Annotated in this window: 21 protein-coding genes; 15 read left to right on the plus strand and 6 right to left on the minus strand. The window is 73.6% G+C overall.

What is annotated here, in order from left to right:
• Genes ACIHAD_RS41110 through ACIHAD_RS41130 form a run of 5 tightly spaced genes read left to right on the plus strand, consistent with a single transcriptional unit; the run spans position 1 to position 9,101 of the window.
• Positions 1 to 972 (plus strand): enediyne biosynthesis protein, encoded by a 972-nt coding sequence (locus ACIHAD_RS41110; RefSeq protein ID WP_357696685.1) that lies wholly within the window; start codon positions 1 to 3, stop codon positions 970 to 972.
• Positions 969 to 6,743 (plus strand): type I polyketide synthase, encoded by a 5,775-nt coding sequence (locus tag ACIHAD_RS41115; protein WP_397360215.1) that lies wholly within the window; start codon positions 969 to 971, stop codon positions 6,741 to 6,743. Before ACIHAD_RS41110 ends, ACIHAD_RS41115 begins: the two co-directional genes overlap by 4 nt.
• A 3-nt stretch (positions 6,744 to 6,746) precedes the next feature.
• Positions 6,747 to 7,175, plus strand: a complete 429-nt coding sequence (locus ACIHAD_RS41120; RefSeq protein ID WP_352329445.1) for an acyl-CoA thioesterase — start codon at positions 6,747 to 6,749, stop codon at positions 7,173 to 7,175.
• Positions 7,176 to 7,197: 22 nt separating this feature from the next.
• A complete protein-coding gene (locus ACIHAD_RS41125) occupies positions 7,198 to 7,737 on the plus strand; it encodes a flavin reductase family protein (RefSeq protein ID WP_397360216.1) in 540 nt (179 codons plus the stop codon).
• A complete protein-coding gene (locus ACIHAD_RS41130; RefSeq protein ID WP_397360218.1) occupies positions 7,734 to 9,101 on the plus strand; it encodes a cytochrome P450 in 1,368 nt (455 codons plus the stop codon). Before ACIHAD_RS41125 ends, ACIHAD_RS41130 begins: the two co-directional genes overlap by 4 nt.
• Before the next feature lie 77 nt (positions 9,102 to 9,178).
• On the opposite strand, the gene ACIHAD_RS41135 is transcribed toward ACIHAD_RS41130, so the two are convergent.
• The gene (locus tag ACIHAD_RS41135) at positions 9,179 to 9,931 is read right to left on the minus strand and encodes a helix-turn-helix domain-containing protein (protein ID WP_397360219.1); all 753 of its coding nucleotides are present in this window, start codon (positions 9,929 to 9,931) and stop codon (positions 9,179 to 9,181) included.
• A gap of 220 nt (positions 9,932 to 10,151) precedes the next feature.
• Positions 10,152 to 11,000 carry a metallophosphoesterase family protein gene (locus ACIHAD_RS41140; RefSeq protein WP_397360221.1) on the minus strand — a complete coding sequence of 283 codons (849 nt, stop codon included), beginning with the start codon at positions 10,998 to 11,000 and terminating at the stop codon, positions 10,152 to 10,154.
• A 209-nt stretch (positions 11,001 to 11,209) separates the two neighbouring features.
• Here ACIHAD_RS41140 and ACIHAD_RS41145 point away from each other — a divergent pair, with 209 nt between their 5' ends.
• The 5 genes from ACIHAD_RS41145 to ACIHAD_RS41165 are packed head-to-tail and all read left to right on the plus strand — an operon-like array spanning position 11,210 to position 15,872.
• Positions 11,210 to 11,737 (plus strand): sigma-70 family RNA polymerase sigma factor, encoded by a 528-nt coding sequence (locus tag ACIHAD_RS41145; protein ID WP_397360222.1) that lies wholly within the window; start codon positions 11,210 to 11,212, stop codon positions 11,735 to 11,737.
• Positions 11,738 to 11,751: 14 nt separating this feature from the next.
• Entirely contained in the window at positions 11,752 to 12,312 is a 561-nt protein-coding gene (locus ACIHAD_RS41150; RefSeq protein ID WP_397360224.1) for a DUF5987 family protein, read from the plus strand.
• Positions 12,309 to 13,961, plus strand: a complete 1,653-nt coding sequence (locus tag ACIHAD_RS41155) for an FAD-dependent oxidoreductase (RefSeq protein ID WP_397360225.1) — start codon at positions 12,309 to 12,311, stop codon at positions 13,959 to 13,961. The genes ACIHAD_RS41150 and ACIHAD_RS41155 overlap by 4 nt, the downstream gene beginning before the upstream one ends.
• A gap of 10 nt (positions 13,962 to 13,971) precedes the next feature.
• Positions 13,972 to 15,072 carry a carboxymuconolactone decarboxylase family protein gene (locus ACIHAD_RS41160; RefSeq protein WP_397360226.1) on the plus strand — a complete coding sequence of 367 codons (1,101 nt, stop codon included), beginning with the start codon at positions 13,972 to 13,974 and terminating at the stop codon, positions 15,070 to 15,072.
• Positions 15,069 to 15,872, plus strand: a complete 804-nt coding sequence (locus ACIHAD_RS41165; protein WP_397360227.1) for a TIGR03084 family metal-binding protein — start codon at positions 15,069 to 15,071, stop codon at positions 15,870 to 15,872. Before ACIHAD_RS41160 ends, ACIHAD_RS41165 begins: the two co-directional genes overlap by 4 nt.
• Before the next feature lie 64 nt (positions 15,873 to 15,936).
• On the opposite strand, the gene ACIHAD_RS41170 is transcribed toward ACIHAD_RS41165, so the two are convergent.
• Positions 15,937 to 17,439 carry a benzoate-CoA ligase family protein gene (locus ACIHAD_RS41170; RefSeq protein ID WP_397360228.1) on the minus strand — a complete coding sequence of 501 codons (1,503 nt, stop codon included), beginning with the start codon at positions 17,437 to 17,439 and terminating at the stop codon, positions 15,937 to 15,939.
• Between the two features lie 230 nt (positions 17,440 to 17,669).
• On the opposite strand from ACIHAD_RS41170, the gene ACIHAD_RS41175 reads away from it, so the two are divergent.
• Both ACIHAD_RS41175 and ACIHAD_RS41180 read left to right on the plus strand, forming a co-directional pair.
• Positions 17,670 to 18,704 (plus strand): hypothetical protein, encoded by a 1,035-nt coding sequence (locus ACIHAD_RS41175; protein ID WP_397360229.1) that lies wholly within the window; start codon positions 17,670 to 17,672, stop codon positions 18,702 to 18,704.
• Between the two features lie 95 nt (positions 18,705 to 18,799).
• Positions 18,800 to 19,786 (plus strand): LuxR C-terminal-related transcriptional regulator, encoded by a 987-nt coding sequence (locus ACIHAD_RS41180; protein ID WP_397360230.1) that lies wholly within the window; start codon positions 18,800 to 18,802, stop codon positions 19,784 to 19,786.
• Between the two features lie 105 nt (positions 19,787 to 19,891).
• On the opposite strand, the gene ACIHAD_RS41185 is transcribed toward ACIHAD_RS41180, so the two are convergent.
• Both ACIHAD_RS41185 and ACIHAD_RS41190 read right to left on the minus strand, forming a co-directional pair.
• On the minus strand, positions 19,892 to 20,446 hold the full coding sequence (locus tag ACIHAD_RS41185; protein ID WP_397360231.1) for a dihydrofolate reductase family protein: 555 nt from the start codon (positions 20,444 to 20,446) through the stop codon (positions 19,892 to 19,894).
• Positions 20,447 to 20,872: 426 nt separating this feature from the next.
• Entirely contained in the window at positions 20,873 to 21,031 is a 159-nt protein-coding gene (locus ACIHAD_RS41190) for a hypothetical protein (RefSeq protein WP_397360232.1), read from the minus strand.
• 274 nt (positions 21,032 to 21,305) lie between these two features.
• Between ACIHAD_RS41190 and ACIHAD_RS41195 the strand changes: the two genes are divergently transcribed.
• On the plus strand, positions 21,306 to 22,892 hold the full coding sequence (locus ACIHAD_RS41195; protein WP_397360233.1) for an acyl-CoA carboxylase subunit beta: 1,587 nt from the start codon (positions 21,306 to 21,308) through the stop codon (positions 22,890 to 22,892).
• Between the two features lie 129 nt (positions 22,893 to 23,021).
• On the opposite strand, the gene ACIHAD_RS41200 is transcribed toward ACIHAD_RS41195, so the two are convergent.
• Positions 23,022 to 23,564, minus strand: a complete 543-nt coding sequence (locus tag ACIHAD_RS41200; protein ID WP_397360234.1) for an MFS transporter — start codon at positions 23,562 to 23,564, stop codon at positions 23,022 to 23,024.
• Between the two features lie 366 nt (positions 23,565 to 23,930).
• On the opposite strand from ACIHAD_RS41200, the gene ACIHAD_RS41205 reads away from it, so the two are divergent.
• Positions 23,931 to 24,266 carry a hypothetical protein gene (locus ACIHAD_RS41205; RefSeq protein WP_397360235.1) on the plus strand — a complete coding sequence of 112 codons (336 nt, stop codon included), beginning with the start codon at positions 23,931 to 23,933 and terminating at the stop codon, positions 24,264 to 24,266.
• Positions 24,263 to 25,033 carry a 4'-phosphopantetheinyl transferase family protein gene (locus ACIHAD_RS41210; protein ID WP_397360236.1) on the plus strand — a complete coding sequence of 257 codons (771 nt, stop codon included), beginning with the start codon at positions 24,263 to 24,265 and terminating at the stop codon, positions 25,031 to 25,033. Before ACIHAD_RS41205 ends, ACIHAD_RS41210 begins: the two co-directional genes overlap by 4 nt.
• Positions 25,034 to 25,035: the final 2 nt, after the last annotated feature.

Consider the following 25,035-nt stretch of genomic DNA (forward strand, 5'->3'; position numbering starts at 1 on the left):
ATGGCCGACAAGACGATCACCCCGCCACGTCACGACCCCAAAGTGATCACGGCGCTGCGCCGGTTCGCGATCTCGATCACGATCTTCAACATCCTCGGCTACACCGTTCTGGGGTTCGAGCAGCCGTGGTCGTGGCCGTTCGTGGCGCTGGCCACCGGCTACACCGTGGAGATCATCCTTGAGGTGATCGGCGCCCGCCAGGAGGGCCGCGCGCCGCGCTTCCTCGGCAACGGGCCGCGCGGGCTGATGGAGTTCCTGTATCCCGCGCACATCACCTCCATCGCGCTCAACATGCTGATCTACGTCAACGACCAGGTGCTGGTGATGATGTTCGGCGTCACCGTCGCGGTGGGCGCCAAGTGGGTGCTCAAGGCGCCGGTGCGCGGGCGGATGCGGCACTTCATGAACCCGTCCAACTTCGGCATCGCGATCATCCTGCTGCTGCTGCCGTGGGCCAGCATCGCGCCGCCGTACCACTTCACCGAGAAGGTCGACAACCCGATCGACTGGATCATCCCGGGGATCATCATCATCGGCGGCACGATGATCAACGGCAAGCTGACCGGCCGCATGTGGCTGATCGGCGGCTGGGTGGGCGTCTTCGCCCTCCAGGCCGTGGTGCGCGGGCTGATCATCGACGACATCTCCATCCTCGGCGGGCTGTCGATGATGACCGGGGTGGCGTTCATCCTGTTCACCAACTACATGATCACCGACCCGGGCACGAGCCCGTCCAGGCCGCTGTCCCAGGTCGCCTTCGGCGGCGGCGTGGCCGTGGTGTACGGCCTGCTGATGGGGATGAACATCCCGTACGGGATCTTCTTCGCCACGGCGGCGGTCTGCCTGATCCGCGGCGGCTTCCTGTGGGCGCTGCACATCGTGAACAAGGCGCGCGAGCTCGACGCCGCCAGGGTCAGCGCAGCCGCCGCCCAGGCGCTGCAGCACGCGCGGGAAGAGGTCGCGAAGGCATGACGAGGATCGCGATCGTCGGCATGGCCTGCCGGTACCCGGACGCCGCCTCGCCCAGGGAGCTGTGGGAGAACGCGGTGGCCGGCCGCCGCGCCTTCCGCCGGCTCCCGGACGAGCGCATGCGGCTGGAGGACTACTGGGACCCCGATCCCGCAGCGCCGGACCGCTTCTACGCCAAGACCGCCGCGGTCATCGAGGGCTACGCCTTCGACCGGGTGGCACACAAGATCGCCGGTAGCACGTACCGGTCGACCGACCTGGCCCACTGGCTGGCCCTCGACATGGCCGGCCGGGCCCTGGCCGACGCCGGGTTCGCGGGCGGCGAGGGGCTGCCGCGCGAGCGCACCGGGGTCGTCGTGGGCAACACGCTCACCGGCGAGTTCACCCGGGCCAACGTGCTGCGGCTGCGCTGGCCGTACGTGCGGCGCACCCTCGCCGCGGCCCTGAAGGAGCAGGGCTGGGACGACGAGCGCCTGGCCGCGTTCCTGGCCGACTACGAGACCGCCTACAAGAGCCCCTTCCCGCCGGTGGACGAGGACACCCTGGCCGGCGGGCTGTCCAACACGATCGCCGGACGCATCTGCAACCACTTCGACCTCAACGGCGGCGGCTACACCGTGGACGGCGCCTGCTCCTCGTCCCTGCTGTCGGTGGTGACGGCCGGCAAGGCGCTGGCCGACCATGACGTGGACGTGGCCGTCGCGGGCGGCGTGGACCTGTCCATCGACCCGTTCGAGGTGATCGGGTTCGCCAAGACCGGCGCGCTGGCCAAGAACGACTTCCGCCTGTACGACCGGCACTCCAACGGGTTCTGGCCCGGCGAGGGCTGCGGCATCGTCGTGCTGATGCGCGAGGAGGACGCGCTGGCCGCCGGGCGGCGGATCTACGCCACGATCGCCGGCTGGGGCGTCTCCTCCGACGGCAAGGGCGGGATCACCCGTCCGGAGGTGAACGGCTACCTGCTGGCGATGCGCCGGGCGTACGACAAGGCCGGGTTCGGGCCCGAGAGCGTCGAGCTGTTCGAGGGCCACGGGACGGGCACGTCGCTCGGCGACGCGACCGAGCTCACGGCCCTGTCGCGGGCCAGGGCCACGGCCGCGCGGCCGGCCGCGGTCGGCTCGATCAAGGGCATGATCGGCCACACCAAGGCGGCCGCGGGCGTGGCGGGCCTGATCAAGGCGGCCATGGCCGTCCACGAGCAGGTGCTGCCGCCGACCATCGGCTGCGTCGACCCGCACCAGGTGCTCACCGACGAAGGCGCCACGCTGCGGGTGCTGCGCACGGCCGAGCCGTGGCCGCAGGGCGCGCCGCTGCGCGCCGCGGTGACCGCCATGGGCTTCGGCGGCATCAACACGCACGTGGTGCTGGAGAACACCGGCCCGCGGCGGCGCGTGTCCAGCCGCGTCAAGGCGCTGGCCGCCGCCGCGCAGGACGCCGAGCTGTTCCTGCTGGACGGCGGCTCCTGGGACGAGCTGCGCGGCCTGGTGTCGGAGCTGCTCGCCTTCGTGCCCAAGGTGTCCTACGGCGAGCTCGCCGACCTGGCCGCCACGCTGCGCGGGCGGCTGCGCGGCCTGCCGTGCCGGGCGGCCGTCGTGGTCTCCTCGCCCGACGACGCCGTACGGCAGCTCACCCGCGTGCTGACGGCGCTGGAGTCCGGCGAGAACACCCTGTCCACCCCCGACGGCAAGGCGTTCGCGGGCCGCGCCTCGGCCCGGCCGAGGATCGGGTTCCTCTTCCCCGGGCAGGGCTCGGGGCGCGGCACCGACGGCGGCGCGCTGGCCAGGCGCTTCGCCGACGTCGCCGAGGTGTACACCACCGCCGCCCTGCCCGCCGACGGCGACATGGCGGCCACCGAGATCGCCCAGCCGCGCATCGTCACCGGCTCGATGGCGGGCCTGCGGGCGCTGTCGCTGCTCGGCATCGAGGCGGACGCGGCCGTCGGGCACAGCCTGGGCGAGCTGTCGGCCCTGCACTGGGCGGGCGCGATGGACGAGGACGCGCTGCTGCGCGTGGCGACCAAGCGCGGCCGGGCGATGCGGGAGCGCGGCGAGCCGGGCACGATGGCCGGCGTGCGGGCCGCGCCGGAGACCGTGCTGGAGCTGGCCGGCGACCTGCCGGTGGTGATCGCCGGGTACAACGGGCCGCTCCAGACCGTCGTCGCCGGGCCGGTGGCGGCGGTGGCGGAGGCCGGCCGCCGGGCCGAGCGCGCCGGGCTCACCTGGACCAGGCTGAACGTCTCGCACGCCTTCCACTCGCCCCTGGTCGCACCGGCGGCCGAGGCGCTGGCCGGCTACCTGGAGGAGGAGCGGTTCGGGCCGGTCGCCCGCCGCGTCGTCTCCACCGTCACCGGGGACGACCTGGCCGCCGGGACCGACATCCCGGCGCTGCTGCACCGGCAGATCACCGCCCCCGTGCGGTTCGCCCAGGCGCTGGGCTCGCTGGCCGCGGACGTGGACCTGCTGGTCGAGGTGGGCCCCGGCCGGGTGCTCAGCAGGCTGGCGGCCGAGCTGACCGACGTGCCGGCCGTCGCGCTGGACACCGACGGCGAGTCGCTGGCCGGGCTGCTCGGCGTGGCCGGCGCCGCGCACGTGGCGGGCGTGCCCGTCGCCTGCGAGGAGCTGTTCCACGGGCGGCTGGTCAAGCCGCTGGAGATCGGCGCGGCGTTCTCGTTCTTCACCAGCCCGGCCGAGCAGGCGCCGCAGGTGCGCGTCAAGGCCGCCGCCCCGCAGCCGGCGGAGCGGGCCGCCGAGCCGGACGGCGGGGCGGCGGTACGGCCGGGCGAGTCCCCGGCCGAGTCCACGGTCGAGCTGCTGCGGCGGCTGGCCGCCGAACGCGCCGAGCTGCCGCTGGAGATGGTGACCGAGGACAGCAAGCCGCTGGACGAGCTGCACCTCAGCTCGGTCACCGTCATGCACATCATCGACCAGGCCACCCAGCATCTGGGCGTGCCCGCGGGCATGGCGCCGGCCAACGTCGCCACCGCGACGCTCCAGGAGCTGGGCGAGGCCCTGGACCGGCTGGCCGCGCAGCCGCGCGCGCAGTCGGCGCGGGGCGTGACGGGCGCGGCGCCGTGGGTGCGCCCGTTCGCCGTGGACCTGGACGAGCAGCCGCGGCCGCGGCGGGCGGCCGAGGAGCGCGAAGGGTCGTGGCAGGTGTTCGCGCCCGCCGGTTCGCCCCTGGCGGGGCCGCTGCGCGAGGCACTCGAAGGGGAGAAGATCGGATCCGGTGTCCTGGTGTGCCTACCCGCGCGGTGCGCGGCCGACGACCTGGAGCAGGCACTGCTCGGCGCCAAGGCGGCCCTGGCCGGCGGGCCGGGCGCCCGGTTCGTCCTGGTCCAGCACGGCCGGGGCGCGGCGGGGCTGGCCAAGACGTTCCACCTGGAGAGCGGCGTGCCCACCACGGTCGTGCACCTGCCGCAGGACGCGCCGCAGGCCGCCGCCTGGGTAGCCGCGGAGGCGGCGGCCACGACGGCGTTCTGCGAGGTGCACTACGACGCCGGCGGCGTGCGGCGGGTGCCGACGCTGCGGGCGCTGCCGTACCGGCAGGAGCGGGCGGAGGAGCCGCTGACCGGCTCCGACGTGCTGCTGGTGACCGGCGGTGGCAAGGGCATCACGGCCGAGTGCGCCATGGCCATGGCGAGTGGGGCGGCCGGTGGGGCGAAGGTGGCCGTGCTCGGCCGCTCCGACCCCGCCCAGGACGAGGAGCTGGCCGCGAACCTGCGCCGCATGGCCGCGACCGGGCTCACCGTCCACTACGCCAGGGCCGACGTCACCGACGCCGCCCAGGTGCGGCGGGCCGTGGCCGCGGCCGAGCAGGCGCTCGGGCCGGTCACCGCCGTGCTGCACGGCGCCGGGCGCAACGAGCCCGAGGGCGTCGCCGGGCTGGACATGGACGCCTTCCGCCGCACGTTCGCCCCCAAGGTGGACGGTCTGCGCAACGTGCTGGAGGCGGTCGAGCCGGGACGGCTGCGGCTGCTGGTGACGTTCGGCAGCATCATCGGCCGGGCGGGCCTGCACGGCGAGGGCCACTACGCGACCGCCAACGAGTGGCTGGCCGACCTGACCCGCGAGGCGGGCGAGCGGCACCCGGGCTGCCGGGCGATCTGCATGGAGTGGTCGGTCTGGTCCGAGGTCGGCATGGGCGAGCGGCTGTCGGTCGTGGACCGGCTGGTCGAGCAGGGCATCACGCCGATCCCGGTGGACCGGGGCGTGGAGATCATGCGCCGCCTGGTGAGCGATCCCGACGCGCCCGGCGTGGTGGTGATCAGCGGACGGACCGAGGGCATCCACACCGTGCGCCGCGAGGAGCCGGAGCTGCCGCTGCTGCGCTTCGTCGGCACGCCGCTGGTCCGCTACCACGGCGTGGAGCTGGTCAGCGAGGTCGAGGTGAACGCCGGGACCGACCTGTACCTGGCCGATCACCTGCTGGACGGCAACCTGCTGTTCCCCGCGGTGTTCGGCCTGGAGGCCATGGCGCAGGTGGCGTACGCGGCCACCGGCCGTCCCGGGGCGCCCGTCGTGGAGCAGGCCGAGTTCGTCCGGCCGATCATCGTGCCGCCCGACGGGAGCACCACGCTCCGGGTGGCGGCGGCGGTCACCGGGCACGACACGGTCGCCGTGGCCATCCGCAGCCAGGAGACCGGCTTCGACGTCGACCACTTCACGGCCGTGCTGCGCCTGGACGCCGGGGCCGCGCCCGCGGGCCCGCCCGAGCAGGCCGGCGACGAGCTGCCGCCGGTCGCGCTGGACCCCGACACCCAGCTCTACGGCGAGGTGCTCTTCCAGGGCAGGCGCTTCCAGCGGTTGCGCCGCTACCACCGGGCCGCGGCCCGCGAGGTGGACGCCGACCTCCAAGTGGCGCAGGAGTGCGACTGGTTCGCCGGGTTCCTCCCGCCGGACCTGCTCCTGGGCGACCCCGGCATGCGGGACGCGCTGATGCACGGCAACCAGGTGTGCGTGCCCGACGCCACCCTGCTGCCGACCGGCATCGAACGTGTCCACCCGGCCGGGGCCGCGCTGTCCGGCGCGGACGAGGTGCGCTACTGCGCCTCCGAGCGGTCCAGGGACGGCGACGCCTACGTCTACGACGTCGCGGTCCGGACGAAGGACGGCGAGGTCGTCGAGCGCTGGGAGGGGCTGCGGTTGCAGGCCGTGCGGAAGAAGGGCGGGGCCGGCCCGTGGGCGGCGCCGCTGCTCGGCCCGTACCTGGAGCGCACGCTGGAGGACCTGACGGGCGCGCGGGTCGCGGTCGTCGTGGAGCCGGGCGAGGACACCGGCGACCTGGCCGCGGCCCGGCTGGCCGCCCCCGGCGCGGCGGGTGGCACGGCCGCACCCGGCGCGGCGGCGGGCGTGCGGACGGTGTCGGCCCACGTGCCGGGCCTGACGGTGTGCGTGGCGGCCCCCGGGCCGGTGGCCTGCGCCGTCGAGACCGTCACCCCCGCCGACGCGGGCGACGGCCCGGACGAGATCGCCGGCGAGATCGCCACGGCTGCCGGGATCGCCGCGGCCTCCGGGGAGGACGCGGACACCGCCCGCGCCCGCACCCGCGCCGCGCTCGCCTGCCTGCGAACCGCCGCGACCACGGCCGGAACAGCAACCGGAACAGCGGCGGGAACGGAAGACGGGACGGACGTGCCGTTCGCGGTGGACAGGGCCGGATCCGACGGATGGGTGGTCCTGAGCGGCGGCGGCGCGACGGTGGCCACGCTCGCCACCCGGGTGAACGGCCTGCCCGCCCCCGTCGTCGTCGCGATCCTCACCGAAGGGCGGTCCTAGCCCATGGGCACCTACTACGAGTACCTGCACACGGTCGGCTTCGAGGAGACCAACCTCGTCGGCAACGTCTACTACGTCAACTACCTGCGCTGGCAGGGACGTTGCCGGGAGATGTTCCTCATGGAACGGGCCCGCGACGTGCTCGCCGACCTGCAGGACGACCTCAAGCTGTTCACGCTCAAGGTCGACTGCGAGTTCTTCGCGGAGATCACGGCCTTCGACCAGCTGTCCATCAGGATGCGCCTGATCGAACTGGCGCAGACGCAGATCGAGTTCGGCTTCGACTACGTCCGGGTCACCCCGGGCGCGCCCGAGGTCCTCGTCGCCCGCGGCAGGCAGCGCGTGGCCTGCATGCGGGGGCCGAACACCAAGACCGCGCCGGCGAGGGTCCCCGAGCCCCTGGTCAGGGCGCTCGAACCGTACCTGGCCTAGAACCCGGACCCAGGAGGTCACCGTGCAACTCCACTCATCGGCCCCTGCGCCGCAGGTCGCGGACGCCAAGGCGCTGCGCGACGCGTTCGGGGCGTTCGCCACCGGCGTCACCGTGATCACCACGGGCGGCGACGTCCCCCACGCCATGACCGCCAACTCCTTCACCTCGGTCTCGCTCGACCCGCCGCTGTTGCTGGTGTGCGTCGGCAAGGGTGCCGTGATGCACCAGTGCATCACCGCGGCGACGTCGTTCGGGGTGTCGGTGCTGGCCGGGCACCAGGAGGCGGAGGCGCGGCACTTCGCCGACCGCTACCGGCCGCTGGGCCTGGCCCAGTTCGCCGACGTCGAGGTGACGCCGGGCGAGGTCACCGGGGTGCCGCTCATCGCGGGCGCGGCGGCCCGCTTCGAGTGCCGGGTCTGGCGCGCGTACGACGGCGGCGATCACACGATCTTCGTCGGCGAGGTGCTGTCCCTGAGCCGGCGGGACGACTGCGACGGCCTGCTGGTCTACCGGGGCCGCTTCGGGGAGACCTCCCCGGCCCTGCAGGGGGTGTCGGCGTGACCGCGCTGGGCACCCGCCCGGTGGCGCCGGGCGGCGTGCCGCCCGGCCCGCCGCCCTGGGCGGCGCCCGTCCTGTACCGGCGGCTGGTCACCGACCGTCTCGCGCTGCTGTCCAAGGCGACCGCCCGGTACGGCGACGCGGTGCGCATGACGATCGGCCCGAAGACCATCTACCTGTTCAACCACCCCGACCACGCCAAGCACGTCCTGGCCGACAACAGCGGCAACTACCGCAAGGGCATCGGCCTGAACGAGGCCCGGCGGGTGATCGGCGACGGCCTGCTGACCAGCGACGGCGAGCGGTGGCGGCAGCAGCGCAGGACCATCCAGCCGCTGTTCCAGAACAAGCGGCTGGCCCAGCAGGACACCGTGCTGGCCGAGGAGGCCGGCCGCCTGGTCGAGCGGCTGCGGGCCCGGGTGGGCGGCGGGCCCGTGGACGTGGCCGGCGAGATGACCGGCCTGGCGCTCGGCGTGCTCGGCCGCACCCTGCTGGAGGCCGACCTCGGCGCGCACGACTCCATCGGGCACGCCTTCGAGGGCGTCCAGGACCAGGCCATGTTCGAGATGGTCACGCTGGCCATGGTGCCGTTGTGGCTGCCGCTGCCGCTGCACCTGCGCTTCCGGCGGTCCCGGCGGGAGCTGTACCGGATCGTGGACCTGCTGGTGGCCGAGCGGCTGGAGAACCCGACCGGCGGCGGCGACCTGCTGTCCCTGCTGATCGGGTCCACCCGGCTGCGGGAGGACCCGCGGGCCGCCCGGCAGCGCCTGCGGCAGGAACTGGTCACGGTGCTGCTGGCCGGGCACGAGACCACCGCCAGCACGTTGTCGTGGGCCTTCCACCTGCTGGACCGGCATCCGGAGGTGCGCGAACGGGTACGGGCGGAGGCCGTCTCGGTGCTGGGCGACCGGCCGCCGGCGTACGAGGACCTGCGCAGGCTCACGTACACGGCGGCGGTGCTGGAGGAGGTCATGCGGCTGTACCCGCCGGTGTGGGCGCTGACGCGGGTGGCGCGGGAGGCCGACGAGGTGGGCGGCTACCGGGTCCCGGCCGGGGCGGACGTGCTCATCAGCCCGTACACGCTGCACCGGCATCCGGCGTACTGGCGGGATCCGGACGCCTTCCGTCCCGAGCGGTTCGAGCCCGGCGCGCCGGCCGACCGGCCGCGGTACGCCTACATCCCCTTCGGCGCGGGCCCGCGCTTCTGCGTGGGCAACCACCTGGGGATGATGGAGGCCACATTCGTGCTGGCCATGGTCACCCGCGAGCTGCGGCTGACCGGGCTGCCCGGCCGGCGGGCGGTCCCGGAGGCCATGTTGTCGCTGCGGGTGCGCGGCGGGCTGCCGATGACGGTGAGCCCCGCCTAGGAAATCGAGCTGGAGAACACGGAAGGGCCCGCGGACCAGCCGTCCGCGGGCTCTTCCGTGTGCGCCGCCCCTTTCCGTCAGGTGTGGGTGTCGGTCCAGGCCAGCAGGTCGCGCAGGGCGAGCAGGACGGGCGGGTCGAGCGCGCTCATGGGCCGCAGCCGCAGGTCCGCGCGTTCGGCGCCGCCGCCCACCTCGATCGGCCCGATGCGCGCGATGCACGTCGCGGCGTCACCCTGGGGCGGGTGGTGCACGGCGTCCTCGCGGGACTCGGCCACGGACTGGGCGATCACGTACCAGCTCCCCTTGGGCACGTTCTCCAGCACGTACGGGCCGGGCCGGCCGATCAGGGTGAAGCTCGCCGGCCTGCCCTCCATGATCTGACCGGGGAACACGCCGGCGAACACCGGCCGGTCGGCCAGGGGCGAGGTCACGACGCCGTGCAGGGTCGCCGCGGGGCCGCCGAACGCGCGGTCGCCGCCGGCCAGGTCCTCCGCCGTGACGCTCATGAACTGCCGGTACCTGCTCGGCGACAGGCCCACGCTGTGGGTGAAGCGCGAGCTGAAGGTGCCCACGCTGGAGTAGCCGACCTGGTGGCTGATGTGCGTGATGCTGAGCGAGGTGGACACGAGCAGGCGCTTGGCCTCGCGCAACCGCACCGCGGACAGGAACCGCCCAGGGGACAGCCCGGTCACGCGCTGGAAGACGCGCGAGAAGTGGAACTTGCTGAACATCGCGGTGCGCGCCATGTCGTCAATGGTGAGCTGCTCGCCGTGGTTCTCCTGCATGCTCTCGATGACCCGCAGGACCGCTCGTTCGATGACGTCGTCCATATGGTCTCCCGGAACCCGGAAGCCCTCGGGCGCGCGTCCCCTGTCGATTCTCCGGCCGGAGAATTCCCGGGGGTCGCGACGATTCCTCGGCGCTCCGGATGCATTGCCTTTCGGTTGCCACCTGGTACACGCTCTCGGGCGGGCAGTACGCTGCATCACAAATCGCCCTTTTTTGGGAAATCTTCGGAAATCTCGGCAATTTATCTGAGAATGCGGTTTATCAGGCCCATTCGCGGCGGGGCGCCGGCAGCAGTTGCCTGAGCAGCCGTCCGTCGCGATGATGGGGGCGCCGCTCGTGCGGGTAGCCGAGCGAGACCTCCTCGAAGCGCACCCCGTCGTGCCAGCTCGTGCCCGGGATGTGCAGGTGGCCGTAGACGACCGCGGCGGCGCGGAAGCGCAGGTGCCAGTCGGCCGTCTGCTCGGTGCCGCACCACTGCGCCAGCGCCTGGTGCCGCAGGACGCGGGTGGGGGCGCGCAGCAGCGGGAAGTGGTTGACCAGGACCGTGGGCAGGCCGGGGTCGAGCGACTCCAGCCGCAGCTCGCTCTCGCGCACCCGGGCCCGGCACCACGCCTGCCTGCTGGGGTAGGGCTCGGGATGCAGCAGGAACTCGTCCCTGCACATCACCCCCTGTTCGCGGGCCAGGCCGAGCGCCTGCTCCCGGGTGGTGCCGGGCGGCCGGAAGCTGTAGTCGTACAGCAGGAACAGCGGGACGACGGCCACCGGGCCGCCCTCCCCCGTCCAGACCGCGTACGGGTCCTCGGGCGTGAGCACGCCGAGGCTCCGGCAGACCTGCACCAGGCGCCGGTAGCGCTCCTCGCCGCGCGGGCCGGGGTCGCCGGCCGCGGTCCACAGCTCGTGGTTGCCCGGCGCCCACACCACCCTGGCGAAGCGCTCGCCGAGCAGGCCGAGCGTCTCCTCGAACGCGTCCAGCCGCTCGGCGACGTCCCCCGCCACCAGCAGCCAGTCGTCCGCGGTGCGCGGGCGCAGCTCTTCGACGACCGCCCTGTTCTCGGGGAACCCGACATGGAGGTCGCTGATCGCCAGCAATGCCGCACCGGAGGCGCTCACGCCGCGAGCGTATGCGCGCGTGAACGGCCGGGCAGCGCAGGAAGAAGGAAACAGGGGTCGCCGGCGGCCGAATAGGGGGTGGCCGCGGCGCCTTTGTGGATAAGGGCGCGAGGACGTCCGTTAGGGGTTGTTGCGGCGGACCGCGCATTCAATTCTGAGCATGCCGAAGAAAGCGGGAATTGCACGGCCGTGTTCCGGGGGTGAGGGTGATGGCCGATGTACGGGGGCAGGAATTCGCCAATTTCGCGCGGGAGGCCAGGCCCATGCTGCGCCGGGTCGCCTTCCGGCTCTCCGACGACTGGCACGAGGCCGACGACCTCGTCCAGCGCACTCTGCTGGCCCTGCACCGGCACTGGGACGACCTCGACCGGCGCGACCGCGCCGAGGCGTACGCGCGACAGATCATGCGGCGGCTGCTCATCAGCGACCGCAGGTCGCTGCGCTGGTCGCGGGAGGTGCTCAGCGGGGCGCCGCCCGACGCCGCCTCGGCCCTGGACCCCTACGACCTGGTGGGCGAGCGCATCGTGCTGATGGACGCGCTGGCCCGGCTGGGGCCCCGGCAGCGGGCGACGATCTTCTTCCGGTTCTGGGAGGGCCGCAGCGCCGAGGACACGGCCCAGGTCATGGGCAACGAGTCCTCCACGGTCCGCAGCCAGACCGTCAGGGCGCTGAGCACCCTGCGGGCCGCGCTGGCGCGCACCGACACCACCGACCGTACCGACCGAAAGCCGACCTGAACGAGGGAGTACCCATGGATCCACTGCTCTACGAGACGAGGGTGGAGACGCTGGAGGCGCTCGCGGACACCATCGTGCCCGGGGCCAAGCGCGATCCGGACGACCGGGCGGTGGCCGGCATGAGCCCGACGGGCGGCGCGGTCGCGGCCGGCGCCGTCGAGCTGCTGGAATGGGACGCCACCGGCGTCTCCGGCAGCCTGGACGACTACGCCCGCTCGCTGAACGAGCACGCCCGCGCCCACGCCGACCAGCACGGCATCGTGCTGGAGGAGGGCGTTCCCGCGTTCGTGGCCCTGCCGTTCGAGGAGCGCGGCGCGCTGGTGCGCACGCTGACCGCGCCCGGCCACCCGGAGAAGGCGTTGTGGGTGCTGCTGGTGCTGTTCTGCTACATGGCCTACGACTCGGCCGCCCACCTGCACACCGCCGACGCCATCAGGGCCGGGCATCCCGGCCTGACCGCCATGGGCATCGCCCCGCCGGACGCCGACGGGCTGTGGCGTTTCCCCGCCTACTCCTACGGCCGTCCCCTCGCCGACCTCCACCCGGACACGACAGCTTCAGGGAGCCCCGCATGAACGGCGTCGAACGCACCGACGTGCTGGTGATCGGCAGCGGCTTCGGCGGCGCGATCCCCGCCTACCACCTGGCCGCCGGCGGCGCCGACGTGGTCATGCTGGAGCGCGGCCCGTGGCTGGAGTCCGCCGAGTACGAGCACGACTTCAAGCTGGGCTCGTCCTACACCCGCATCTTCGACTTCACCGTCGGCGACGGCATGAGCGTGCTGGGCGGCAACTGCGTGGGCGGCGGCAGCGTGGTCTACTTCGCGGCCATGCCGCGCGCGCCGCGCTTCGTCTTCGAGCGCCGCGGCAGCATCAACCGCCGCATGTGGCCGGCCGCGATCAGCCGCGACACCCTCGACCCCTGGTACGACCGGGTCGCCGAGTCCATCTCCATCACCCAGCAGGGCTGGGAGGACGTGTCGTACTCGGGCGGCCTGTGGGCGGCCGCCTGCCGGCACGCCGGCCGCACCGCCAACCCGGTGCCCGCGGCCGTGGACACCGCGGCCTGCGTCAACTGCAACTGGATGATGGCCGGCTGCCGGTTCGACGCCAAGCAGTCGCTGCTGGCCAACTACCTGCCGGCGGCGCTCGCCCACGGCGCCCGGATCAGGCCGCTGCACGAGGTGCAGAGCATCGACAGGACGTCCGACGGCTCCTACCGGGTGCATTACAAGATCGTCCATGGCGAGGACTACCGCCTGACCGAGGGCGAGGGCACGATCGAGGCCAAGGTGGTGGTCCTGGCCGCCGGGGCCGCGGCCACGCCGGTCATCCTGCAGCGCAGCGAGGCCGCGCTCGGCGCGATGCCGCACGCCGTGGGCCGCTACTTCTCCGGCAACGGCGAGCGGCTCAACACCGCCGTGCTGAACGAGGAGCGCGTGCGCGAGGTGCTGGGGCTGGAGCGCGGCGACGGCCTGGCGTACGAGGCCAACCAGATCGGCAAGGGCCCGACGGTGGCCAACTGGGACCGGCTGGACGGGTCGCTGCCCGAGTACACCCGCTACTCGCTGGAGCAGCTCTACTTCCCGCCCGGCCTGGGGACCATCCTCGCGCTGGCCGGCGGGCCGGACCCGGCGTGGTTCGGGCTGCGCAAGAAGGAGATGCTGGAGCGATGGCGGTCCTGGCTGATCATCTTCCAGATGATCGAGGACGACAACGAGGGCGTCTTCGGGCCGCCGCCCGCGCGCGGCAACGCCGACCGGGTCTCCCAGCAGATGCTGGGCGTCGGGCGGCTGTCGTACAAGCCGACCGCGAACACCTCGGCCGCCTGGGCGATGGCCGACGCCGAGTGCAAGGAGATCCTGGAGCGCGACGGGCTGGCCACGGTGACGCCGTGGACGAACGACCTCGTCGGCGCGTACACGGTGCATCCGCTGGCCTCGTGCCGGATCGGCGACGACCCGTACACCTCGGCGCTGGACGACGGGCACGAGCTGCGCGGGCATCCGGGGATCTTCGTCACGGACGGCTCGGCCGTGCCGGGCGCGCTGACCGTCAACCCGGCGATGACCATCTCGGCGCTGGCCGAGCGGGCGGTGCCGGGGATCGTCAGGGCCGCGCGGGAGCGGGGCGTGGAGGTCTCCTACGGCGCGCCCGCGCCGGACGGCTCGACCGCCGGCCGCCGCGCCACGGCGTCCCTGGCCGCCGCCGCGCTGCGCGGGTAGGGCGCCGGCGATGGGCCGGCTGCTCAGCCGGATGACGGCGCCCGGCGCGCTCGCCCAGGTGCGGCACGTCCGCCCGGTGCGCCCCGGAGCCGCCCGCGGCCTGGTGGCCCGGGTGTACGAGCAGGTCGAGCGGGACTTCGGCATGCTCGCGCCGCCCGTGGCCCTGCACTCCCCCGCGCCGCGCGCCCTGGCGGCGTGCTGGATGGTCCTGCGCGAGTCGCTGCTCGCCGCCGGCGCGGCCGGCCGGGTGGCCGGGGAGCTGGTGGCGAGGGAGGTCTCGGCGGGCAACGCGTGCCCGTACTGCGTGGACGTGCACGGCGCAACCCTGCGCGCGCTGGCCCCCGCCGATCCCCGGCTGCGGCCCCTGGCCGCCTGGGCCAGGGCGAGCGCGACCCCCGGGGCCGGCGGCCCGCCGGTCACCGGGGAGGCGGCCGTGGAGCTCGTGGCGGTCGCGGTCACCTTCCAGTACCTCAACCGCGTGGTCAACGTGTTCCTCGGCGACTCGCCGCTGCCGCCGGAGCTGCCGTCCGGGGCGCGCGGGCCCGCGCTGCGCGTGTTCGGCGCGCTCATGCGCCCGGCCGCGCGGCGGGCCGCGGCGCCCGGCGGCTCGCTCGGCCTGCTGCCCGGCGCGCCGCTGCCGGACGACCTGGCCTGGGCGGGCGGCGTGCCGCGGCTCGGCGAGGCGTTCGCCAGGGCCGCGGCGGCGATCGAGGACGGCGGCGCGCGGCGGCTGCCCGTCCCGGTCCGCGAGCTGGTCGCCGAGCGGGTGTCCGGCTGGGACGGCGTCCCGCCCGGCCCCGGCGGCGGGTGGGCCGCGCGGGCCGCCGCCGCGCTGCCGCCCGCGCAGCGCCCGGCCGCCCGGCTCGCGCTGCTGACCGCGCTGGCCTCCCACCAGGTGGACCGGCGGGTGGTGGGCGAGTTCCAGGCCGCGACGCCGGGCGAGGCGGCGCCCGCCGGGACCGCGCTCGTCGAGGCCGTCTCCTGGGCGGCCATGACCGCCGCCCGCCGGGCCGGGGCCTGGTGCGCCCCGCCCACCGCCCCGCTCACCGCCCCGCCCGCCGCCCCCGATTCCGACCGCATCGACAGCCGACTGAAAGGAACGAGGACGTGACCGAGCTAGAGGTAGTGCTCGACGACCTGGCGGCCGACGGCGACCAGCTCGACGCGCTGGTGTCGGGCCTGGACGCCCAGCAGTGGAAGCTGCCCACCCCCGCGCCGGGCTGGACGATCTCCGACCAGATCGCCCACCTGGCCTTCATCTTCCGGCTGGCCACCGCCGCCGCCACCGACGCGGAGGCGTTCAAGGCCATGACGGCCGGCGCCGAGAAGAACTTCGACGGCGCGGTGAACGCCGCGCTCAAGGCGTTCGAGAACGACTCTCCGGACACGCTGCTGGCCAAGTGGCGGGCCGGACGGTCCGAGGTGCACGCGGGCCTGGCCGCCGTGCCCGCGGGCCAGGTCGTGCCGTGGCTGGTCAACCCGCTGCCGCCGATCGTGCTGGCGTGCGCGGGCATCATGGAGACCTTCGCGCACGGGCAGGACGTCGCCGACGCGCTCGGCGTACGGCTGGAGCGGACCGACCGGCTCCGGCACCTGGTCGTCTTCGCCGTGCTCACCCGGGACTTCGGCTACCTGTCGCGCGGGCTGACCCCGCCGGCCGAGGAGTTCCGCTTCGAGATCACCGGCCCCTCCGGCGAGGTGTGGGCCTACGGCCCCGAGGACGCCGCCCAGCGGGTCAGCGGCCCGGCCGAGGACTTCTGCCTGCTGGTGACCAGGCGGCGGCACCGCGCCGACCTGGCGGTCACGGCGACCGGCGCCGAGGCGGAGCGCTGGCTGGACATCGCGCAGGCCTACCGCGGGCCCGCGGGCGCCGGCCGGCGTCCCGGCCAGTTCGCCCGCGCCGGCGTCTGAGAAGCCTTCCCGAACCGCGGGCGCGCCCGTCCGGAACTCCCCCAGTCCCGGGCGCGCCCGCTTCTCACGCCCCGACCTCCAGCGCGCGGCGGTCCACCTTGCCCGAGGCCGTCTGCGGCAGGCGCTCCACGAACGTGATCTTCCGGGGGAACTTCTGGGCCGCCAGCCGGGCCCGTACGAACGCCTTCAGCTCGGCCGCCTCGACCGCCGCCGACGCCACCACGTACGCGTGCGGCCGGGTCAGCCCGCGCAGCCGGTACCCGACGACCGCGCACTCGGCCACGGCCGGGTGCTCGCGCAGGCAGTTCTCGATCTCGGCGGGCGCCACCCAGGACCCGCCGACCTTCAGCAGGTCGTCGGCGCGTCCCCGGTAGCGGAAGTAGCCATCGGCGTCCCTGGTCACCAGGTCGCCCGAGCGCACGGTCCGCTCGCCCACGAACGTGCGGGCGGTCCGCTCGGGGTCCTGCCAGTACTCCAGCGCGACGGCGTCGCCGCTGACCTCCAGGCGCCCGGTCCCGCCGTCGGGGACCTCCCTCCCGTCGGGGTCCACGACGCGGGCGCGGTAGCCGGGGACGACCTGGCCGAGCGTGCCGGGCCGCACCCGTCCCGGGCGGTTGGACAGGAAGATGTGGTATGCCTCGGAGGAGCCGAGCCCGTCCACGACCTCCACGCCGAAGGTGTCGCTCCAGCGGCGGTGCAGCTCCGGCGGCAGCGCCTCGCCCGCCGACGTGCACAGCCGCAGGCAGCTCAGGTCCTGCCGGTCGGCCTCGGGGTGGGCCAGCATGGCGCTCATCATCGTGGGCACGTTCACCAGGACCGTGGGCCGGTGCTCGGCGATCAGCTCGAAGATCGTCTCGACCCGGCTGCGCTCGGGGAAGATCACGCCGGCCGCGCCGACGCCGAAGGGGAACAGGGCGGTCAGGTCGCGGGCGTAGCCGAAGAACAGCTTGGGCACGGGCAGGACCACGTCGTCCGGGCGCAGGTCCAGCACGCCGCGGGCGTAGGAGTCGAAGCTGACGTGCGGGCTCCTGGCGGGCAGCACGCAGGCGCGCGGCGCGCCGGTGCTGCCGGTGGTGAACTTCCACAGCGCCACGTCCCCGGCCGCGACCGGCGCCGCGTCCAGCCGGGCCTCCTGCGCGGCGACCAGGGTGTCGAAGTGGTGCTCGCCGGGGCGCAGCAGGTGGCGCGGCACGCCGGTGACGAGCAGGCCGGTCAGCCCCGCCGCGCGCAGGCTCTCCAGCGCGGACGGCCCCGCCACCACCAGGCGGGGACGGGCGTAGCCGGCGAAGTAGCGGTAGTCCTTGGGCCGCAGGAACGTGTAGACCTCGGCGGTGACCGCGCCGATCTTCTGGGCGCCGTACCAGGTGGCGACCGACTCCACGCTGTCGTCGGCGGCGATGAGCACCCGGTCGCCGCGGCGTACGCCGAGCTCGCGCAGCGCGTTGCCGGCGCGGTCGGCCAGGGCTCGCAGCGTCGCGTAGTCCACGCGGCCCCGGCGGGTGACGAGCGCGGTCCTGGCGCCGTCGGCGCGGTCGAGGAATCGTGCGGCGATGTTGAAAGAGTCCATGACATGCCTTCTCGCTGCTCTGCTCGCGGGCTGGTTCCGCCTTCCACGGTGCCGGGCGCGGGCCGTCCGCAGGGGGTCCGGCGGCGTCAGCAAGCTGGCAGGCGTGGCAGCTTGCTGACGGTTTCTCCCTGATTGCGGGATGGCTGCCGGAGCGTTGACGGGCTCGTCGGGCCGCGCGTGTACTGGGGATGCGGCGGCCGCGACGGCCGTCGCGCTGCGGAGGAGAAGCGATGGCATCCACGCCCGCGGGCTCGTGGCCGGTGACGGGGACGACCGGTGAGGCGACCGGTGAGACGGCCGCGCCGATGGCCGACTGCCTCGGCGGCGCCGTCCATCTGGCCTGCGCCGAGTCCCCGCGGGACGAGCTCGCCGTCATCGTCGCCGGCTTCTCCGGCTACGAGGCCCAGAGCAGGGCTCGGGCCCTGGCGCGGCTCGCCGCCCTGCGCCGCCTGCGCCGGCTGCCCGGCGACGGGCGCCAGACCGCGTGGACGGGGACGGAGCTGCGCCTGTCGGACTTCGTCGCCGACCCGCCCGCGAGCCTCAGGCTGCACGTGCCCGGCACCGGCCTGCTCAGCGGGCGGCGCTACCGGCTGCCCGTCGAGGTCGTGTGGACGGGCGGGCACGAATGCCTGGTCGAGCCCGCCACGAGCGGCGTGGTGGACAGCGGTGTGCCGGAGGCGATCGCCGAGGTGGTCGCCCACGACGTGGTGGCGCGCTGGTGGGCCGAGCCGCGCGAGCCGCTGCTGCGGGTCTCCGGCGCGCTGGACCGCCTGCTGCCGCCCGGCGTGACGGCCGCGGCCTCGGGGCTGGGGCTGCGGATGTCGGCGTTCGTGTTGTCGGTGCCCGATCTCCGGATCGCCCTGGTGACCGTGGGCGGCGAGGGCGCGACGCTGGCCGCGGCGGCCGGCCGTACGGTGAAGTCGGCCGTGTGCGAGGCGTTCCTGCGCGCGATGGCGGCCAAGGCGCGGCCGTGGAGCACGCTGGAGCTGCCCGACTGCCTGCGCCGGTTCGCCGTGTGGCAGCGGGAGGCCGACTACGCCGCCCATCTGGAGCGCCTGGCCGTCGACGCCGATCCCCGGATGGTCGACGAGGTGAGCGGGCTGCGTCCGTCCGGCTGGCCGGAGATCGCCGCGCGCCGGTTCGGGCACGAACCCGTCGCCGTGCGGGCGGACGGCGACGGAGAGGTGATCAAGGTGCTCTGCCCGGGGGCCCTGTGCTACCGGGCGGCGTCCGGGGCCACCGTGCTGCCCTGTCCCGTGCCCTGACCTCCGCGGGACACCGCAACCTGCGAGGAGTGCGGGCCGCCTGGATTCCGATAATGGAACTGAAGCTCCGGCCGCCGACCCCCGGGAGGTGGGACGTGGATCTGTCCGTCATTGGCGTCACCCCCGAAGCGGAGGCGGTCTACCGCTATTTCCTGCGCCATCGGGGCGAGAGCGTCGGCTCGGTGCCCGAGGCCCTGGACCTCGATCCCGAGACGGTGGAGTCGGCGGTGGAGACGCTCGACCGGCTCGCCATGCTCGACCTGAACGACCGCCACCGGGTCACCGCGACCGAGCCGAGGGTCGCCATCGAGCGCCTGGTCGAGCAGCGCCTGGAGGAGCTGAACGCGGAGATCCGCCGGGTGTTCGGCGCCCGCGACGCCATCTCCAGCTTCCTGGAGGACAAGCGGGAGGGCGACCGCTCCGACGCGGTGCTGGACATCGAGCGGGTCGAGAGCGGCGCGCGGGTCCGCCAGCGCCTGGACGACCTGGCCTTCTTCTCCTACAAGGAGACGCTCTGCCTGCACCCGGGCGGCCCGTTCAACGAGGTGATGATCGAGTCGGCGCTGCCGCTGGACACCCGCTCGCTGCGGCGCGGCCTGGCCCTGCGCGAGATCTTCCATCCCAAGGCGCTGGAGGACCAGCGCATGGTGTCGTACCTGCGCGAGCTGGCGCACCTGGGCGCCGAGATCCGCGTCACCGACCAGCCGATGGACCGCATGCTCATGTACGACCGCAGCGTGGCCGTCGTCCCGATCGACCCCAAGGCGCACTCCACGGGCGCGCTGCTGGTCCGCGAGCCCGGCCTGATCTCCCAGCTCGTCATCTACTTCGAGGGCCTGTGGAAGGCGGCCGTGCCGCTGGCCGACCACCTCGACCCGCCCGGCGAGGAGCCGACGCTGTCGAAGATGGAGCAGCGGGTGCTGGCGGTCATGGCCACGGCCGACAAGGACGAGATCGCCGCCCGCGAGCTGGACATCTCGGTACGCACCTACCGCCGTTACGTCGCCGACCTCATGGCCAGGCTCGGCGCGGTCAACCGCTTCCAGGCCGCCCTGCGCGCCAAGGAGGAGAACTGGATCTGACCCCGTCCCTCCCCTCGCGCCCACACCGGGCACGGCCGGGCCGAGCAGCTGGTCTGCTCGCCCGGTTCAGCCTCCGAGACAGCGCAGTTGCGGGGACCGTGGGTCCTACTTGTCGGCCGGCGCGTACACCAGTTCGAGGACTCCCGACGGGAAGGGCGTGCTCTTCACCAGGCGCAGGTTCACGGCCTGGTCCAGTTCGGGGAACAGCGGCGCGCCCTTGCCGGTGACGGCGGGCAGCACCCACAGCCGGTACTCGTCGACGACGCCGAGCTTGATCAGGGAGTGCATGAACTCGGTGCCGCCGGCGGCGACGAGGTCCTTGCCGGGCTCGGCCTTGAGCTTGGCGATCTCCTCCGCGGTGTCGCCGCCGGCGATCCGGGTCTCGGGCCAGTCGGCCGATTCGAGGGTGCGGGAGAACACGACCTTGGGGATCTCGTTCATGGCCTTGGCGGACGGGTGGTCGGAGTCGGGCCAGTACGTGGCCATGATCTCGTAGGTCTTGCGACCCATGAGGAAGGCCCCGGCCTCCCACAGCCGGCTGACGAAGTACTCCTCCTGCTTCGGGTCGTCGATGCTCATCATGACGTCCCGGATCCCGTTGTCCCCGTCGGCGCTCTTACCGTCGAGCGAGACGTAGAAAGCCAGAATCAACTTGCGCATCCCCGTGCCTCCATGTGTTTCCTCCCGCGCCGGGACGGTCCCGGCCCGGGCCGGCTCTCATACTCAGACCGCCGGTCTTCGCGAAACTCATCCCGCTGTCGGCATCTCTCACTCGCAGCAGGAAGCCGGACGCAGGTCCGGCCACGGCCATGGCCGCAGAGCGTAGCCCGGAGCCGGGACGGTCCGGTAGCGACCGAAGTCGCCTTTCGGAGGTGACCTGAGTGGCCACGGTCCGGCCGCCCGGCGGTAGCGGGCGGCCGGGAGCGCGGCTCCCGCGGACCGGAGGTGTCGCCCTGACGGCGAGAACCCCCGCGACCCCTGGAAAGCACCCGGTCGCGGGGGTTCTCGTCGTTTCGTTTCGGTCTTTTCCTGCGGCAGACCTCCTCGGGGAAATGTACGGTCAATTCCTTTCCGGTGTCGGAGCTTTTACGGCCAGGTGTTGCCCAGCGGGGAGGGAAGCGGCCAGGTGTTGCCCTCGGGGGCGGCCGGCGCGGGCCAGGTGTTGCCCTCGGCCCGCACCACGACCGTGTCAGCGGCAGCGGCGGCGGCCTGCGCGGCGATGGCACCGACGGCCCAGACGAGCATCCCGGAGACAATCGCGATAATCCACTGGGAAATCCTCTTGGCAACAATGCTGTTCGTCATTTCACTGCCTCTTTCTCGGCGGTCCGTCTCGCTGTTCCCTTGCACTTCCAACTTTGCTCGGCGGCGAGCGCTCGAACCAGGCTTCGGCGAGACAGCAAGCTGCAGGGCGTTGCCGTTTCCTGCCACGTCCGGCGCGGTCAAGCACTGCAGGAGGTGACATGGAACTGCCATCGATCTTTAACTGGACGTACCGGAAGAGTCCGAGGAGGAAACGATGACCATCTCCCCCGAGGTCCTCCAGGAAGCCCCGCCGTCGGCCATGGACCGCCTGCGCGAGGAACTCGCCGGCGCGCGTGCGGACGTCGCGCGCGGCCGCCCGCAGGCCGTGGAGCGGCAGCACTCGCTGGGCAAGCGCACCGCGCGCGAACGGCTCGACCTGCTGCTGGACGAGGGCTCGTTCCTGGAGATCGAGATGTTCCGGCGGCATCGGGCCCAGGGTCTCGGCATGGAGGCCCAGCGGCCGCACACCGACGGCGTCGTGGCAGGATCCGGAACCATCGACGGCCGCCGCGTCTTCGTCTACGCGCAGGACTTCACCGTCTTCGGCGGCTCGCTCGGCGAGGCGCACGCGCAGAAGATCCACAAGGTGATGGACCTGGCGCTGTCCAGCGGGTCCCCGTTCATCGGGCTCAACGACAGCGGCGGGGCCCGCATCCAGGAGGGCGTGCTGTCGCTCAACGGCTACGGCGGCATCTTCCAGCGCAACGTGCAGGCGTCGGGGGTGATCCCGCAGATCGCCGTCGTGCTCGGGCCGTGCGCGGGCGGGGCGGCGTACTCGACGGCACTGGCCGACTTCACGTTCATGGTCCGCGACACCGCCCAGCTCTACCTGACCGGCCCGGACGTGGTGGAGGCGGTCACCGGCGAGCGCATCACGCACGCCGAGCTGGGCGGCGCCCAGGTGCACGCCAGCCGGTCGGGGCTGGCCACGTTCGTGCACGACGACGAGGAGAGCTGCCTGGCCGCCGTGCGCGACCTGGTCTCGATGCTGCCGAGCAACAACCTGAGCCGCCCGCCGGCGCTGCCCGCGCGCGGCGCGGCCGGCGACGCCCGGCCCCGGCTGGCCGAGATCGTGCCGGTGGAGCCGAACAAGCCCTACGACATGCGGCTGGTCATCGCCGAGGTGGTGGACGACGGCGACTTCCTCGAACTGCACCAGAGCTGGGCGCCCAACGTGATCTGCGCGCTGGCCCGGATCGACGGCCAGGTGGTCGGCGTGGTGGGCAACCAGCCGACGGTCCTGGCCGGCGTCCTGGACGTGTCGGCCGCGGAGAAGGCGGCCAGGTTCGTCAGGTTCTGCGACGCCTTCTCCATCCCCCTGGTCACGCTCGTGGACGTGCCGGGCTTCCTGCCGGGCAAGGAGCAGGAGCACGCGGGTGTCATCCGGCACGGCGCCAAGCTGCTGTACGCCTATTGCGAGGCGACCGTGCCGCGCGTCCAGGTCATCGTCAGGAAGGCGTACGGCGGGGCGTACATCGTGATGGACTCCCGCTCGATCGGCACCGACCTGTCGCTGGCCTGGCCGACCAACGAGATCGCGGTGATGGGCGCCGAGGGCGCGGTCAACATCATCTACCGCAAGGAGCTGGCCGCGGCGGCCGACCCCGCCGCCCGGCGGGCCGAGCTGCTGGAGCAGTACGCCCGCGAGCTGGTGCATCCGGCGTACACGGCCGAACGCGGCCTGGTCGACGCCGTGATCGACCCCGTGGAGACGAGGTCGGCGGTGGCGCGCGGGCTGGCCATGCTGCGCGACAAGCGCAAGCACGTGGCGCCGCGCAAGCACGGCAACCTTCCGTTGTAGGGGTGCCGGCCCACGTCCGCCCGGACGGGGGCCGGCCCGGTCACGTCCGCGCGTCGGAGCAGGGGACGGTCTGGGACGCCGCGGCCCCGGCGCGCCGGCCGGGGAGCCTGAGGGCGGCCAGGACGCCCGTCAGGGTGCCGAGGCGGTGGACCAGCCGCTCGCTGAGGAGGTTGCCGACCGTGATCGACAGGGTCGGGCCGAGGAACGCCAGCCGGTCTCCAGGGCGCTGAAGCCGAGGACGCCCCGGAAGTACAGGGTCAGGAAGTACGGGACGGCCTGCGTCGTCAGCCCGAAGACGAGGATGACCACGACCGCTCCGCTGAGCGCGCGGTTGCGGAACAGCCGCAGCGGCATCAGCGGCGTCCGGCCGCGCGCCTGGACGCGCAGGAACACCGCCTGCCAGCCGAGGGCCTGGGTGAGCACGAACATCCGCCGGCGTCCCGCCAGGTCGGACAGCCGGCCGCCGAACAGCAGGAAGCCTCCGTAGAGGACGGCGTACGCGGTGACCACCCATTGCAGGGTGTGCGGCGTGAAGCCGACATGGGTGGCGATGTCCGGCAGAGCCACGTAGATGATGGTGAAGTCGAGACTGATGATCAGGTGCCCCAGCGCGAGCAGCGCGAGGCTCCACCCCGGCCGCCGGATGCGGGCCGGGGAGCGGGTGGTGGACATGGGTGTGCCTTTCGTCCGTACGGGGTTCGGTGGCCTGTCATGGCTGCACCGGACCCGGCGGACACTTGTTGGCACACCCCTTGAGGGCCTTGGGGTGGGCGGCGCCCGCGCTCGGGCCGTCCGGTCCGGTCATCGCCCCTCCCCAGTGCTCGGCGCCGTCGGTACGACTATGCCGCCCGCCGTGGTCCACGGGATCGGACGCCCGGTCGCCGCGGCCCGGGACCTTGGACCTAGGACCAGGGGCGGGCCCGGTGACAACATGCGGCGGCGGCCTGCAGCTTCCTGACGTCCCCGTCCCTGGATCGTGTCCCTCCCGGATCCCACAGTGGAGGTACGACAGACAGACCTCAGGCAGACGAGACGGAGATGAGACCCCATGTTCGCCCCTTCACGCCGCGCGGCGACGAGGAAGCCATGCTGATCCAGGTGACGATGCGCCAGGTCCGCGGGATGCCGATCCTCGGCTCCCCCATCGACGGGATCCGCATCATGGCGCTCCTGCCGGGCCACTGGCACAAGGACCTCACCCAGGCCGGCGGGGACATCGTCATCCGGATGCGCGTGGACGAGCCCCTGACGAGCGCGCAGGTGCGCGCCGAGGTGACCCAGACCCTCGCCAACCCCGAGGTGGACCGGTGGGAGCTGGTGGCCTGCCGCGTCCTGTCCCACAGCAGCACAGCCGCAAGGGAGGAAGACCAGTGATCGCATCTGTGGTGGCGCCCGGAGAGTGCCAGGTGTGGTGGGCCGGCCCGCGGGACCATCCGGAGGGGACCCTGCTGTCGGTGCTCAGCGAGCCCGAGCTGGAGCGGGCCGCCCGCTTCCGCCGCGAGCCCGACCGCAGGCGCTTCCTGACCGGCTCGTGGCTGCTGCGCACCGCGAGCGCCGTGCAGCTCGGGATCCGTCCCGAGGACGTCGTGGTGAACCGGTCGTGCCCCGACTGCACCAGATACCACGGCAAGCCGCAGGTCCTGGCGCCCGGCCTCCCGCTGCACGTGTCGGTCTCGCACTCCGAGGACCGGGTCGCGGTGGCCGTGACGACCGAGGGGCCGCTGGGGGTGGACGTGGAGGCCGTGCCCGCCGACCCGGTGGACGACCTGGCCCGCTGCGCGCTCACCGAGGCCGAGCTGGCCGTCCTGGAGGCCTTCCCTAAGGAGGACAGGTACGAGGCCTTCGCGAAGGTCTGGGTGCGCAAGGAGGCGGCGCTCAAGGCCACCGGGCACGGCCTGCGGGTGCCTCCGACGGAGGTGGCGGTCAGCGGGCCGGCCGAGGCCCCGGCGCTGCTGAGCTGGCCGCTGGACATCCCGCCGGAGAACCTGCGGTTCCGCGTCCTGTCGCCCGGCCCCGGCTACGTCGCCGCGGTCGCGGTGATCACCGGCCGTCCGGTCGAGGCGGTGGAGTTCCACCTGCCCGCCGCGCGGGCAGACTTCGCACGTGGCCCCCTGCCGGGGCCGCTGGCCGGCGTCGCGTGAGG

This window comes from Nonomuraea sp. NPDC052265 (assembly GCF_044547985.1).
In the GTDB taxonomy this organism is placed as follows: domain Bacteria; phylum Actinomycetota; class Actinomycetes; order Streptosporangiales; family Streptosporangiaceae; genus Nonomuraea.

Coding starts and splice junctions, on each gene's coding strand:
- ACIHAD_RS41175 (WP_397360229.1), top strand. CDS start 17,670: ATGGCATCCACGCCCGCGGGCTCGTGGCCGGTGACGGGGACGACCGGT.
- ACIHAD_RS41150 (WP_397360224.1), top strand. CDS start 11,752: ATGGATCCACTGCTCTACGAGACGAGGGTGGAGACGCTGGAGGCGCTC.
- ACIHAD_RS41115 (WP_397360215.1), top strand. CDS start 969: ATGACGAGGATCGCGATCGTCGGCATGGCCTGCCGGTACCCGGACGCC.
- ACIHAD_RS41195 (WP_397360233.1), top strand. CDS start 21,306: ATGACCATCTCCCCCGAGGTCCTCCAGGAAGCCCCGCCGTCGGCCATG.
- ACIHAD_RS41120 (WP_352329445.1), top strand. CDS start 6,747: ATGGGCACCTACTACGAGTACCTGCACACGGTCGGCTTCGAGGAGACC.
- ACIHAD_RS41135 (WP_397360219.1), bottom strand. CDS start 9,931: ATGGACGACGTCATCGAACGAGCGGTCCTGCGGGTCATCGAGAGCATG.
- ACIHAD_RS41155 (WP_397360225.1), top strand. CDS start 12,309: ATGAACGGCGTCGAACGCACCGACGTGCTGGTGATCGGCAGCGGCTTC.
- ACIHAD_RS41170 (WP_397360228.1), bottom strand. CDS start 17,439: ATGGACTCTTTCAACATCGCCGCACGATTCCTCGACCGCGCCGACGGC.
- ACIHAD_RS41110 (WP_357696685.1), top strand. CDS start 1: ATGGCCGACAAGACGATCACCCCGCCACGTCACGACCCCAAAGTGATC.
- ACIHAD_RS41200 (WP_397360234.1), bottom strand. CDS start 23,564: ATGTCCACCACCCGCTCCCCGGCCCGCATCCGGCGGCCGGGGTGGAGC.
- ACIHAD_RS41205 (WP_397360235.1), top strand. CDS start 23,931: ATGAGACCCCATGTTCGCCCCTTCACGCCGCGCGGCGACGAGGAAGCC.
- ACIHAD_RS41160 (WP_397360226.1), top strand. CDS start 13,972: ATGGGCCGGCTGCTCAGCCGGATGACGGCGCCCGGCGCGCTCGCCCAG.
- ACIHAD_RS41185 (WP_397360231.1), bottom strand. CDS start 20,446: ATGCGCAAGTTGATTCTGGCTTTCTACGTCTCGCTCGACGGTAAGAGC.
- ACIHAD_RS41145 (WP_397360222.1), top strand. CDS start 11,210: ATGGCCGATGTACGGGGGCAGGAATTCGCCAATTTCGCGCGGGAGGCC.
- ACIHAD_RS41190 (WP_397360232.1), bottom strand. CDS start 21,031: ATGCTCGTCTGGGCCGTCGGTGCCATCGCCGCGCAGGCCGCCGCCGCT.